The organism is Chryseobacterium viscerum, from assembly GCF_025949665.1.
GTDB lineage: Bacteria > Bacteroidota > Bacteroidia > Flavobacteriales > Weeksellaceae > Chryseobacterium > Chryseobacterium viscerum_A.
On sequence record NZ_JAPDFT010000001.1, the window covers coordinates 2502620 to 2515708 of the forward strand.

The 13089-nt window shown below is 37.0% G+C and carries 11 protein-coding genes; 2 read left to right on the plus strand and 9 right to left on the minus strand.

Going from position 1 to position 13089, the window contains the following annotated elements:
- Nucleotides 1–54: 54 nt before the first annotated feature.
- The 4 genes from OL225_RS11350 to OL225_RS11365 form a co-directional block, all read right to left on the minus strand.
- Nucleotides 55–507: a tRNA (cytidine(34)-2'-O)-methyltransferase gene (locus tag OL225_RS11350; RefSeq protein WP_264518324.1), complete on the minus strand. Its 453-nt coding sequence runs from the start codon at nucleotides 505–507 to the stop codon at nucleotides 55–57.
- Between the two features lie 94 nt (nucleotides 508–601).
- On the minus strand, nucleotides 602–1414 hold the full coding sequence (locus tag OL225_RS11355) for a tetratricopeptide repeat protein (protein WP_264518325.1): 813 nt from the start codon (nucleotides 1412–1414) through the stop codon (nucleotides 602–604).
- A complete protein-coding gene (locus tag OL225_RS11360) occupies nucleotides 1411–1977 on the minus strand; it encodes a phosphatase PAP2 family protein (RefSeq protein WP_047376772.1) in 567 nt (188 codons plus the stop codon). Before OL225_RS11360 ends, OL225_RS11355 begins: the two co-directional genes overlap by 4 nt.
- A gap of 2 nt (nucleotides 1978–1979) precedes the next feature.
- Nucleotides 1980–2321 (minus strand): twin-arginine translocase TatA/TatE family subunit, encoded by a 342-nt coding sequence (locus OL225_RS11365; RefSeq protein WP_047376773.1) that lies wholly within the window; start codon nucleotides 2319–2321, stop codon nucleotides 1980–1982.
- Between the two features lie 502 nt (nucleotides 2322–2823).
- Between OL225_RS11365 and OL225_RS11370 the strand changes: the two genes are divergently transcribed.
- Nucleotides 2824–3774 (plus strand): hypothetical protein, encoded by a 951-nt coding sequence (locus OL225_RS11370; protein ID WP_264518326.1) that lies wholly within the window; start codon nucleotides 2824–2826, stop codon nucleotides 3772–3774.
- An 85-nt stretch (nucleotides 3775–3859) separates the two neighbouring features.
- On the opposite strand, the gene OL225_RS11375 is transcribed toward OL225_RS11370, so the two are convergent.
- The 5 genes from OL225_RS11375 to secD all read right to left on the minus strand — a co-directional run bounded on the left by OL225_RS11375 (nucleotide 3860) and on the right by secD (nucleotide 11458).
- On the minus strand, nucleotides 3860–4660 hold the full coding sequence (locus OL225_RS11375) for an arylamine N-acetyltransferase family protein (RefSeq protein ID WP_264518327.1): 801 nt from the start codon (nucleotides 4658–4660) through the stop codon (nucleotides 3860–3862).
- Nucleotides 4661–4757: 97 nt separating this feature from the next.
- Nucleotides 4758–6017: a TCR/Tet family MFS transporter gene (locus OL225_RS11380; protein WP_047376776.1), complete on the minus strand. Its 1260-nt coding sequence runs from the start codon at nucleotides 6015–6017 to the stop codon at nucleotides 4758–4760.
- Nucleotides 6018–6181: 164 nt separating this feature from the next.
- Nucleotides 6182–7420, minus strand: a complete 1239-nt coding sequence (locus OL225_RS11385; protein ID WP_264518328.1) for a hypothetical protein — start codon at nucleotides 7418–7420, stop codon at nucleotides 6182–6184.
- Between the two features lie 108 nt (nucleotides 7421–7528).
- A complete protein-coding gene (locus OL225_RS11390) occupies nucleotides 7529–8101 on the minus strand; it encodes a hypothetical protein (protein WP_264518329.1) in 573 nt (190 codons plus the stop codon).
- 447 nt (nucleotides 8102–8548) lie between these two features.
- The gene (gene secD, locus OL225_RS11395) at nucleotides 8549–11458 is read right to left on the minus strand and encodes a protein translocase subunit SecD (protein ID WP_264518330.1); all 2910 of its coding nucleotides are present in this window, start codon (nucleotides 11456–11458) and stop codon (nucleotides 8549–8551) included.
- Nucleotides 11459–11675: 217 nt separating this feature from the next.
- On the opposite strand from secD, the gene OL225_RS11400 reads away from it, so the two are divergent.
- The gene (locus tag OL225_RS11400; RefSeq protein WP_264518331.1) at nucleotides 11676–13040 is read left to right on the plus strand and encodes a PQQ-dependent sugar dehydrogenase; all 1365 of its coding nucleotides are present in this window, start codon (nucleotides 11676–11678) and stop codon (nucleotides 13038–13040) included.
- Nucleotides 13041–13089 lie beyond the last annotated feature (49 nt).

Genomic DNA, 13089 nt, shown 5'->3' on the forward strand with positions numbered 1-13089 from the left:
TCTGTATTCAGAATGAAAAAAGCCAAATAATTTGACTTTTGAGCTAACTTATCTCTATTTCAGTCCAATCTGCCTTTTTGCCTCACCCACTACAAAAGCAACGGAATTGGCAATATTAAAGCTCCTGATCAGTTTTGACATAGGAATTGTAAGATGATTTTCAAAACGGTCCAGAATCTCTTTGCTCAGGCCTACACTCTCTTTTCCGAACACCAACCAATCCCCATCCTGAAAATCGGTTTCCAGATATGATTTTTCAGCACGTGAACTCATCATAAAAACACGGGACCTATCAGGGATCTGTTGAATCCATTCTTCAACATTTGCATATTCAGAAACATCGAGATGTACCCAGTAATCCAGTCCGGAACGCTTCAGGTTTTTATCATTAATTACAAATCCAAATGGGTGAACCAGGTGTAATCTGCTTTCGGTTCCTACACATAATCTTCCGATATTTCCTGTGTTATTCGGTATTTCGGGTTCTACAAGAACAATATTCAACATCTCTCTTTTTCTTTATTCGTTTTTTAAAACAGTTAAATCTGGTTTAGTATTTTAATTGGGATTTATTTAAATAATCAGGGTTCTGAATTTCAGTTTATTTTTTGCCGCATTTAGCATAGGAATCTGTCAGTAATGCTTTTTCATAGCCCAAAGCAACCGCTTTATCCAGATTTGTGCAGGCTTCTTTAAGTTTGGAAGTATCTAGTAGAATCATGGCTTTGCTCACATAAGATTGTGCAAATTTCGGATCTATGGAAATAGCTTTATTGGCATCGGTAAGTGCTTCTTTATATTTCTTCATTTTAAAATACACATCAGCACGGCCGTTGTAAAGCAATGATTCTGGTTTTTCAGAAATAAGTGTATTGTAATCTTTTAAAGCTCCGTCCAGATCACCATTATTCTTTTTCAGATTGGCTAATCCTGTTTTGGCAAAAATATTATCGGGTGCAAAAGCCAGAATCTGATTAAGATCTTTGATGGCTAGATCCTTTTTTCCCTGGCTGTCATAGATTTTGGAACGAGTAAGATATAAATCCGGCGTTTCTGGATTCACTTTCAATCCTTTTTCTACATATTCCAATGCTTTTGCTTTATTCCCTTTCTGGCTGTAAAGCGACGACAGGTTTACATAAACGGAAACTGACATAGGATTTGCTTTTAAGGCAGAATCGTAGGATTTAAAAGCCTGAATGGTCTTCCCCAGCCTTCTTTGAGCTGTTCCGAGATAATCATAATATTCCGACTGAAATTTTTGAATCTGTTCTTTTTCTGCCAGTTTTAAGTATTGCTCTTCGGCACACTTATAATCAGCTTTATTAAAACAGTCCTCTGCCAGTTTTTTATCCTGAGCATAGAAATTAAGAGAAAAACAAAGGGAAGTTACTAATAATAAAGTTTTTTTCATGAGGTTATAGTTTGTTTATTGATCACTTTTTTGGCGAGCGCACCAAATATCACTCCCAATAAAGTTCCAACAAACGCCCCCACCAAAATATCAATTGGGAAATGCACTCCTAAATAGATTCGGCTGTAAGAAACAACCAGAGCCCATGCAAATATAGCATAAGGAAACCATTTAATCTTCTTTTTCAGTAAAATACCTAAATAAGTTGCCAAAAAGAAGGTATTGGAAGCATGAGCAGAATAAAACCCAAACTGTCCGCCACATTTCACAATTCTCATATGATGTTCCAAAGTAGGGTCATGGCATGGTCTTAACCTCGCTACCCCATATTTGAAAATATTGGCAAGCTGATCAGAAACTACAGCTCCAAGCCCAATAAATATAAGAATAAAAACTAAAGTTCTTAGTTGATAATTTTTGTATAAAAAATAAAGAAAAATAATATAAAGAGGTACCCAGATCCAGGTACTGGAAATCAGCATCCAAAACTGGTCGAAAGATGAGTCGCCCAAATTATTAAGGTAAAGGAATACCTTTTTATCTTCCTGAATGATCTCCTCCATGATTATCTGCTTACAGGTCCTTCATAAGTCTCATCATCAGCCGGCTTCGGCTTTGGAGGTTCATTAGAAGCAAGAGTACCAGGTTCTGTAAGAATATCTTTTTCAATATCCTTCATCGGGTTGAAATCTTTGGCAGCATCTTTTACCTTTTCAATCTCACGCTTTATTTCAGAAACAGGATTATCTGTCTCCTTCATGATTTCAGTTTTGATATCTTCTACTGCTCCACGCATTTTTCTAACGCCTGCACCTAAGTCACGCGCAATCTGAGGCAGTTTATCCGGTCCGAATAATACAACGATTGCAATGGCAATGAGTGCCATTTCTCCAATGCTTAATTCCATGGCGTAAAATTACGAAAGATTATTGCATTTATGGATGGCAAACTAAAAATTTAAACAAATTTTAAGATTTTGTAAAATTTCAGAGTTTTGAGTTCAGGGTTGCTTTTGTTTCTGGTTGTTGGTTTCTTTTTGTTGCTAGTTGCTTTTTGTTGATGGTTTTATTTCAGTTGTCATTATCTTGATTCAAGGTTCAAGGTTTAAGGTTTTTTGTTGGTGGTTGCTAGTTTCATTTCGGCTGTCATTATCTTTAATCTTATCTCTCCACCAACATTCACCATTCACTTGCGAAGCAAATTCACTATTAACCTCAATAAACCTTCACCAATATTTTACAGGGTATTTTCCCTAATCCCTAATCCCTAATCCCTAATCCCTGATACCTTCTATCTGCTACCTATCATGTAATCCCTAAAATTTATCAATTAACAAATAATTAATTCAAAACAATGAGAATTACATAACAATTCAGTATATTTATAATGCACAACCAAATAAATATTTTATGAAAAAACTATTGACTACTTTTAAAGTTTTCGCCGTATTATCGGTATTGGCATTCAACAGCTGCCAGAATGAAAACAACGAAATGAATCAGCAGGAAACAGTTCAGGCAAAAATAACCGCTGCTGATCTAAAAAAAGAGATCACTCCTCTTTCCTCTCAAATTGTTCCTGAATCAGTACAGCTTCAACTGAATGAATCAGGAAAAAACCTTGAAACCTATCTGAACAATGACCTGCAGATTGCGGAAGTGAAAGTATTGGGAAAAATTTCAACCCAAAAAGGCATTGACCTTTCCAAAAGCCTGATCACTGATAAAGACCAGTTTATTGCAACAGGGAATATCATGGATCCGTCTTCAGTAAAGATTGGAAAAATTGGAGATTTATACAGCGGAGATGATCTCACCACAGCCCAGCAGGGATTGAAAGAGGCTGTCACTGAAGAAGTAAAGTCCGGTACAAACGTTATGGAAGTAACATGGAACAGCAAAAACGGAAAATTTACTACATTGTGTTTCTACAAAGATTCAGGGATTATCTGGGACAATATTTTCGGAGGTCTTATTATGATGGATCCGCGTGGAAATATGGAAGCTTCCAACAACAATCAGGCAGCAAAAGTAGTTTCTAGCTGGTATAAACAATGGTGGACAGCAAGCTGGCTATGGGGTTCCAAGAGAGGTGAAGCCGGATATCAGATTACAATTTATTATTCCGGTTCTACAGTTTCCAATGCAGATGTAAGCGATTGGGGATATATCAGTTTAGGAAAAGCGAAAAGTGAGAGTAAGATTACCAAGAGAACAGGAGCTTACGGACAATGTCGTTATGCGCTGGGACTTTGTACTCCTACAGGTTCTTTAAGTTTTAACAGCAGCAATTTCTCGGTATCATTCTCAGGATTGGGCAGTAATATTGTAAGTAATGGGACAAAATCCCTTTATCCATAATTTTCATAAAAATCAGATTTCAAAAAAACGGGGAGCCTGCTGAGCTTCCCGTTTGTATTTTATAGCAAGACTGTATTTGAAGGTATCAGTTTCCAGGTTTTGATTTCAATATTTCTACTGCATTTTCTTTCAGTCCGAAAGTATTCTTCAGCATGTCAAACAACTCTTCATTATTAGTAATCAAAACAGATTCTTTTCCGCCATTTTCATATCTTATATTCAGTGTATTTTGACTGAAAGTATACCGGGCTTCTTCATCTACTTTAGAAAGCACCAGATTTTTCTTAAAATTGGATTCTGGATATGTAGACAAATACCAGTTGGAAATTTCAAGGTCTACATGTTCTACCACCTCTAATGTAAAACGATAAATTGGCAGCCATTTTTCTTTCCAGATCCAAAGAAAATATACTCCTTCTTTTTGTGAAATCTTAAAGAGTCCGTTGGGTGTTTGCTGCGGTTCTTGGTTATTCAACAATAAAGGTGCGGTAAGTGTAGTCGTTCCAAAACCGCAATCTACTAGATATTTTTGTCCTTCTACATCGACAATCAGCATCAAGTGACTTTTAGCAGCACTGCTGTTTTCTTCTCTTTTCCACACTACCCTCCCCAATTGTAATTCAACATGAAATCCCAATCTGGAAAGTACTTCCCTTAAAAGTAAATTCTGTTCATAGCAATACCCGCCTCTCAATTCTGTAACCAGTTTTTTAAAAACATCATCCAGATCCAGAGAAGGTACTGTTCCTGTATAAGGGTCGATATTCTCAAAAGGAATGTGTTTGGGATGAAGCCGATGTATTGTTTTCAATACCTCCATGCTCATTTCCGGAGTTCCGGAGAAATGAATTCGTTCGAAATACTTTTCCAGGTTAAATGTATTCATAATTTGTTTTTTGTTTTAAAAAGCAGAAAAACTACTACTGTAAAATTATTGAATAGATTGAACCCGGAACGGCATATATGTTCGGAATAGAACAAATCTATTGTTTCCGAAAATCTTTTTCTGAAGTTACATCAGCTAAATTTTTATTTTTTTTCTGAAAAGCAGAATAGGTAATCACTACACTGACAGCCATTAAAATAAATGCTAAAAAGAAAGGTGCACCGGAAAACTTAAATGGCGCTTCATCATGTGTGAAAAAGTAAAATAAATTCGTCATCATTGGAGGTCCAATAATAGATGTTGCACTCATTAAACTCGTTAATGCTCCCTGAAGTTCACCCTGCTCATTGGAAGGCACACTTTTCGTGATGACAGACTGTAAAGCCGGGCCGCAGATTCCACCTAAACAATAGGGAACCAAAAACACAAACATCATCCATCCTTCAGAGGCAAAAGCAAACAGCAACATTCCTACTGCATAGAAAGCCAACCCATAATAAATACTTTTCTGCTCACCAAGCCTTGGGGTAGTCCATCTGATAAGCCCACCTTGCACAAGACCAACCAGTAATCCTACTACCCCTAATGAAATCCCCACCATTCTTTCTGTCCAGTTGAACTTATACATCGTAAAGAAGCTCCAGTTACTCTGTACAGCATGTCCTGCAATATAAATCAATATTAAGGAAAGGATAAGTCCGGAAATTTCAGGGTGTTTACCTAAAAATTTAAATGAACCTATAGGGTTAGCACGTTTCCAGTCAAACGCTCTTCTTTTATCTTTATCCAAACTTTCAGGAAGAATGAAATATCCATACAGGAAGTTAAGCAGACATAAGCCCGCAGCTGCATAGAAAGGAACTCTGGCACCATAATGGCCAAGTACCCCACCCAGGACCGGACCTATAATAAATCCGAGCCCAAAAGCAGCTCCTATCAGTCCAAAATTCTTGGCTCTGTCTTCATCAGTGGAAATATCTGCAATATAGGCACTGGCAGTGGTGACACTTGCGCCCGTTATCCCGGCAATAATTCTTCCCAGAAACAGCCACCAGATTGTAGGAGCCAGTGCAAGAAAAATATAATCCACGGCAAATCCGAAAAGAGAGATCAGGATTATAGGTCTGCGCCCATATTTATCACTCAGGTTTCCAACAAGCGGAGAAAATATAAATTGTGTAAATGCATAGGCAAATCCAAGCCAGCCACCATATTTTGCAGCCTCACTAATATCTGCGTGAATGAGTTCCTCAATTAATTTGGGAACAACGGGAATGATGATTCCCCATCCCGTAATATCTATCAGTAAAGTAATAAATATGAAGCCTATAGCCGCTTTTTTCTTTGAATTTTCCATGATGGTGCAAAATTAATCAAATCTGGAAAATAATGATTCTAAATTATAGCGTATTAAATAAGCATAATATGAAATAGTAAAATAAAATGCACAACATACATAAAAAAACCTGCTTCAGACTTATTGTTGAAACAGGCTCTCATAATTAATTAGAAATCATTTTGCTAATTGCTATTCAGCTTTGTATAAAGCACTCTGTTGGTGATAATACATTTGATCAGGCAGCTTTGTTTTAAAGTCACTTTAACCACATTACCATACAGATAGGCCGTTGTATTCCCATTCAGTACAGATCTCACGCCTCTTCGGTAATAAGTAGTTTGTGTAACTGGTGGTGCATCATAAGCAGCAGATGTTGCATTGGTAATATTTGTAAAAGTTACATTATCCACCGAGCTTTGCCATTGATATTCTGCTGAACCGCTTACCTGCGCAGCCGTAGTCTGGGTGAACGCAGCCGGATCATTACTGACGTCCATACATAAGGTCTGATCCGCGGCAATAGCTCCAGGGTCATTTACAGAGTTTACAAAAAGTCTTCCTACGGTAGAAATTGCCTGGAAAGAACATGTATGGAAGCTGGAATTGGCTACTACACGGTATTGATTATTATTAAATCCTACAGGAACGTTGCTGATAGTAAGAGTGGATGAAGTAACGTTACTGTAGTTGGTACCATTCGTCAGATTAGTCCACGTACTTCCGTTAAGAACCTGCCACTGGTAAGTAATATTATCCGGAGTTTCATCTGTAGGAGTATTATTGATCACTGCAGTCATTGTTGTTGATCCACCGACGGCCACAGTTTTATCAGAAGGTTGAGACAGATAAGTCATAGGAGCAAGATAATACTCTGAAAGAATGTTATACACTCTCATCTGGCTGAATGAGAATCCGACCCCTATAGCTTCTCCAAAATCCAGCCTTATTTCATCCCATGCTGCCGTGGGAATTACTTTAATGATCCGGCGCCCCTGATTATCACCAAAATCAAAGAAGAAATGTCCATTGATACCTGTACGATAGATTTCCTGTCCATTATTGTAGAACACAAAATTTCCCCCATTAAAACTAGGATTAAAATTGAAACCATCTGAAGCAAAATCAATATACACAGGTTTATTAGCCTGAAAATCTGATCCATTGGTTCCTACGCCTACGTACATACTACAGAAAAGACCAGCACCTGTACCCGGCTTTAAAGAGGCGAATGAATTGACATCAGTATCAGTCATATTGTTAGGATTAGCGGCTTCTTTTCCCAATCTGAAACAAAGAATACCACCATCACTTGAACTGGATGTATTTGTATCCAATAGCCTTCCGCATCCCCCGTTGGGAAGTGTTACCATCTCTTGAGCTGTCATTTTACCGGATGCAAAAAGACAAAATGCTATAAGCATATATCGTAATATTGAATTTGTTTTCATCATCAATAATTTTTAAATTAATTATACACAGGATATTCATCCCTGAACAAGGATGATCATAATGGCTGTATGCCTCTTAAATTATTTGATTACAAATACAATATTTACGAAAGAACAGGCAGTAGCCGATCCTATTACATCATAGCGAAGTATACCATTGGCATCAATGCTTACATTGCTTAAAACCGTACTGTCAAAATCAGTCACGTAATAATACAGATCCGATGCATTTGCAAAGAAAGGGATTCCACCCGGTGCTCCCGTACTGGAAACTTTTGGGGTAGAAAACTGAGCCTTATAAAGCTGGAATAAGTCTTTTGTTCTTCCTGTACCTAACGTAGAAGTATCTATACTGATGGAAGGCATGTAAAAGAATTTAACAATATTCCCGCTGATCGGGATCCAGTTTGGACTGGCAGGTGTCCCGACATTCTGTGTCAAGGCCTGTCTTTTGAGATCATAAACCAGCAAACCATTAGCTGGAGTAGCTATTGTTGTGAGATCGGAAATCCTAGGGATCAATACACCTTTATTGGTACCGGTAACATCTAGTGCAGAACTTTTGTCAGGGTTTGAGGTACTAATGCCTACCTGCGCGTAAAGGAAACTGGCAACACATAATGCTGCAGCAACGAATAATTTTTCGACTTTCATTTTTGTTTTGTTTTCAGTAAATATAAAATAATTTACCACATAAAACTCTTATTTTTTAATAATTTTTAACCAAAACAATTATTTTGTTAGAAACTCACAAAAATCCTTTATTATTCAATGATTACACGCAAATAAATTAATCTCTTAAATTTGACTTATTATACATAACTCCACTTTACATTAATTTATAAAAAATTAAATTCATAAAAATAATCATGAAAATCAAATTACAAAAACACAAATAAATAATTACTCATATAAAAAAAATAAAATAATCACAAATTCAATAAAAAATCATTCATTTACTATTAAAATATACAAAATAGCATATAGAGATGTATTATTTGCCATTAAAAGATAAGTTCTTCAAAACGTAGAAACATCTGGAAGGATAAAAAAAAGACCGTTTCTTTCGAAACGGTCTTTACTAATTTATTGTAGTTTGTATTACTTTGAAGCAAGTTCTTCTTTTGTAGAAGTGGTTTTTCCATGTACCTCTTCTTCTTTTCCTGTTTTAAGGAAGTCATAAGCAATTGCAGACGCAATAAAGATAGATGAATATGTACCGAATCCAATACCAATTAACATAGCAAACATAAATCCTCTCAGGTTATCACCACCGAAAATGAAAATCGCAAGGATAACAAGAATCGTTGTAAATGAGGTGTTGAATGTTCTACCCAATGTACTTGAGATAGAGTCATCAAACAGACCAGCTAATGTTAAAGATTTTTTCTCTCTCAGATATTCTCTAATTCTGTCGAAGATAATTACTGTATCATTGATTGAGTAACCTAATACAGTAAGGATTGCAGCAACGAAATCCTGATTGATCTCCATGTTGAATGGCATAAACTTATGAAGTAATGAATAAGCTCCCAAAATGATAACAGCATCGTGGAATAACGCTGCAACAGCACCAAGAGAGAACTGCCATTTTCTAAATCTTACAAGGATATAGATGAAAATACCTGCTAATGCTGCAACCACAGCAAGAATACCGTGAGTCTTGATATCGTCTGCAACAGTAGGTCCTACTTTCTCGGAAGAAATAATTCCTGAATGGTCTTTATCTGCAGATTTGAAATCTTTTAACGTCATGTTTGCAGGTAAGCTGGATTTTAATCCCTCATACAACTTCTGCTCAACAGTTTGGTCAGCTTTCAGAGATTCATCCTCGATAAGGTAATCTGTAGAAATCTTAAGCTGCTTGTCGTTACCGAAAGTTTTAGCCTCTACAGAAGAGTTTTTACCATCCTCAGTCTGGAACATTTTCACCAATTTAGCCTCAACATCTTCCGCATTTACAGCCTTATCAAATCTTACCACATAGTTTCTACCTCCTGTAAAGTCGATACCATATTTGAATCCGTGGATTGCAATAGATGCGATACAAACAACAGTTAAAATACCGGAAATGATGTAAGCATATTTTCTTTTTCCAATAAAATCAATCCAAGTATTTCTGAAAAGATTTTTGGTAGCACCTGTCCAAACAGAAAGGTGTTTTCCTTTATTCAATCTAGAGAAAATCATTACTCTTGAAATCAATACTGAAGTAAAGAATGTCATCAAGATACCGATTCCTAATGTTAATGCAAAACCTTTGATTGGCCCTGTTCCAAAAAGGAATAGCACACCTGCCGTTAATAATGTCGTTAAGTGACCATCAACAATTGCATTTAATGCATGTTTGAAACCGTCTTTGTATGCTTCAAGAATACTTTTTCCTGCGAAAAGTTCTTCTTTAGTTCTTTCATAGATAATTACGTTCGTATCTACCGCCATGGCCATTGTAAGTACAATACCTGCGATACCAGGAAGCGTAAGTGTAGCATCCACGGAATCCATAATTCCGAAAATGTAGAATAAGTTGATTATCATTGCAATTACCGCATATACACCAGCTCCACCATAGTAGAAAATGATATAAGCAATAATTACTAAGAATGCGATACCAAATGACAAAACACCAGCATCAATAGACTCTTGTCCTAATGAAGGACCTACAACCGTAGCCTGAACTACTTTTGCACCTGCAGGCAATTTACCTGCTCCTAAAACGTCTACCAATTCTTTAGCCTCTTCCTGAGAGAAGTTACCAGAGATCTGAGTTCTACCGTTCGGAATTGCATTTACAACGTTTGGTGCAGTATAAACTCTACCGTCAAGCGTTACAGCAACCGGCTTACCAACATTTTTCTCTGTTAATGTTTTCCAGTCTTTTGCCCCCTTAGAGTCCATCTGCATATCAACTACTACTCTGCTCAGCTCATCATAGCTGATGTTTGCAGTTTCTACGGCACCGTCTACCGGAGCTTTTTGGTTGATATTACCTCTGATTGCATACAATACTAAGCTTTCAGTATCTGTTGCTTCAGGTTTGTAACCCCACATAAACTGTGTATATTTAATGTTAGCCGGACGTAAAGACTGCCCTACTTTGCTGTTTAAAATTTTATTTACAACAGCAGTATCGGATAATTTTACGTTAGCAACACCATTCGTTCTTAATTTGTCAAGCTGTAAAAGGCTCATGAAGTTCACATTCTTTGCCACTCCCATAGAATCTCCTTTTGCAGCAACCATAGTTGTCAAGGTCTGGAAATAAGGTGCAATCTCAGGAACCTGCTGTACTTCCCAGAACTGAAGTTTTGCAGAAGTCTGAAGCATTTTTTTCACTTTATCGATGTCCTTCATACCAGGCATTTCTACAGAAATTCTAGCTGTTCCAGGTACTCTCTGAACGTTTGGCTGCACAGCACCCATTTTATCAATTCTCGTTCTGATTACCTCAAAAGCTGTTCCTACAGATGCATCAATTTTTCTTTTAACAATGCTTTTCACCTGCTCATCAGGAGTGTTGTACTTCACTTCAGTAAGTGTTGTATTTCCGAAAATTTCCGGATCTGCCAACTTAAGATTGGTACCTTTAGCTTTGTTAACTACATCGAACTGCTCGAAGAAATTATCGATGTAAGCTTTTGTAGAATTCTTCTGTGCTTCATCAGTTTTGTTTAAAGCCTCAATAAGAACAGGATTTGTAGAATAATTCGTTAAATCATTCACAAGGTCTCTCTGGTTGATCTCCAAAAGAACGTTGATCCCTCCTTTCAAGTCAAGACCAAGTTTCATTTCTTTGTCTTTGGCTTTAGTGTAATAAAGTTTTGTGAATCCTAAATTCAAAGTATCCTTAGAAAGTCTTGCGATTTCTTTTTGATACTTCTCCGGATTGTCTCCTGCAATAGCAGTCGCCTGCTTTTCAATTTTGCTGGCGTACCATGTTGGTAATAGCTCGTTTAAGCAAATCAACCCTAGTACAATAGCGACAATTGTAATAAGTCCTTTTCCTTGCATTTTGTTATAACTACGTTAAATTAAGTCGGCAAATATAATGATTTTCTTGTATTTTATGAATTTTTAACAACAGAAATGGTTTATTTTCAGATATATTGGTATTCCGATTTCTATTTAAGATTTAACAATTTTTTCATAGTATCATAATGAAGTCTTCAAAATTCGATTGGTACAAAATTTTCATTCATTATATCAACACCTTAACTATCAAAATATTATGAAAAAATTACTTTTTACCATGAGTATCTTTTCTTCCTTAATTGCTAATTCTCAAAGCATTAATTTGGAAGAATTTGCCACGGGACTCACCAGCCCGGTAGAGATTACGAACGCCAATGACAGCCGGCTTTTTGTTGTTCAACAGAACGGAATTATAAAAATTATTCAACCCAACGGGACAATTAATACCACCTATTTTCTGGATATCGGTTCAAAAATTATTTTTGGTGGAGAAAGAGGTCTTCTTGGACTTGCATTTCACCCACAATACTCTTCCAACGGGTATTTTTTTGTGTACTACAACAATCCGGCGGGCAATATCATCGTTGCAAGATACAGTGTCAGCTCAACTGATTCTAATGTAGCTGATCCTGCTTCTGAAAAAATCCTTTTAAACATTCCCAAACCATTCGACAATCACAATGGAGGAAGCATTCATTTTGCTCCTGACGGAAAACTATGGATCATTACCGGAGACGGAGGAAGCGGCGGAGATCCGAATAATAATGCCCAAAACAAAAATTCTTTGCTTGGAAAAATGCTGAGAATAGATGTAGATGCTACCGGCCCCTATAATATTCCACCCGATAATCCTTTTGCAGGAACCACAGATGGTGCTGATGAAATATGGGCGTATGGCCTAAGAAATGCCTGGAAATTTTCCTTTGACCTGACTACAGGAAATGCGATGATTGCAGATGTAGGTCAGGGGGCGATAGAAGAAATCAATAAAATTCCTATTACACAAGCCGGCTTAAACTATGGATGGCGCTGCTATGAAGGAAACAACACGTACAATACAGCAGGATGTCCCGCACAGTCTACAATGACATTTCCCGTTGCGGTATATAATCATTCAGGTGGAAAATGCTCTATCACGGGTGGTTATGTTTACAGAGGAACTCAATATCCGTCACTTCAGGGAAAATATTTCTTTGCAGACTACTGTTCTACCCAGATCGGAATTCTGGATAGCAATAATACCATCACATGGACGAGTCCTTATTCGGGAAATAATTTTTCTACTTTCGGGGAAGATTATCAGAAAGGGCTGTATGTGGCCGCTGTGAACAGTGGAAAAGTCTTTAAAATATCCACAGGAACTTTAGGTACTCAGGAAAATACTCTAGGAACCATAAAAGTTTATCCTAATCCTGCTTCAAAAGAAATTTTCATTGATGGCGTTACAGATAAAAAAGCAATCCTGGAAATTATCAGTGCAGAAGGAAGAAAAGTACTGGAAGCAGACCAGATCTCTAATGAAAAAGGTATTAATATTTCAGGAATACCTGCCGGCGTTTACTATATCAATCTGAAATCCGGAGAGATGAAGTCTTACAGTCAGAAATTAATTATCAAGTAGAACGATTCTTAAACTACGTTTGTAAACTTTCAGTTTATGCTCAGTATGA

Bases quoted from the DNA above. Each gene is read 5' to 3' on its own strand.
- secD (WP_264518330.1), bottom strand. From the start codon at position 11,458: ATGCAAGGAAAAGGACTTATTACAATTGTCGCTATTGTACTAGGGTTG.
- OL225_RS11385 (WP_264518328.1), bottom strand. From the start codon at position 7,420: ATGCTTATAGCATTTTGTCTTTTTGCATCCGGTAAAATGACAGCTCAA.
- OL225_RS11375 (WP_264518327.1), bottom strand. From the start codon at position 4,660: ATGAATACATTTAACCTGGAAAAGTATTTCGAACGAATTCATTTCTCC.
- OL225_RS11365 (WP_047376773.1), bottom strand. From the start codon at position 2,321: ATGGAATTAAGCATTGGAGAAATGGCACTCATTGCCATTGCAATCGTT.
- OL225_RS11380 (WP_047376776.1), bottom strand. From the start codon at position 6,017: ATGGAAAATTCAAAGAAAAAAGCGGCTATAGGCTTCATATTTATTACT.
- OL225_RS11370 (WP_264518326.1), top strand. From the start codon at position 2,824: ATGAAAAAACTATTGACTACTTTTAAAGTTTTCGCCGTATTATCGGTA.
- OL225_RS11355 (WP_264518325.1), bottom strand. From the start codon at position 1,414: ATGAAAAAAACTTTATTATTAGTAACTTCCCTTTGTTTTTCTCTTAAT.
- OL225_RS11400 (WP_264518331.1), top strand. From the start codon at position 11,676: ATGAAAAAATTACTTTTTACCATGAGTATCTTTTCTTCCTTAATTGCT.
- OL225_RS11360 (WP_047376772.1), bottom strand. From the start codon at position 1,977: ATGGAGGAGATCATTCAGGAAGATAAAAAGGTATTCCTTTACCTTAAT.
- OL225_RS11350 (WP_264518324.1), bottom strand. From the start codon at position 507: ATGTTGAATATTGTTCTTGTAGAACCCGAAATACCGAATAACACAGGA.
- OL225_RS11390 (WP_264518329.1), bottom strand. From the start codon at position 8,101: ATGAAAGTCGAAAAATTATTCGTTGCTGCAGCATTATGTGTTGCCAGT.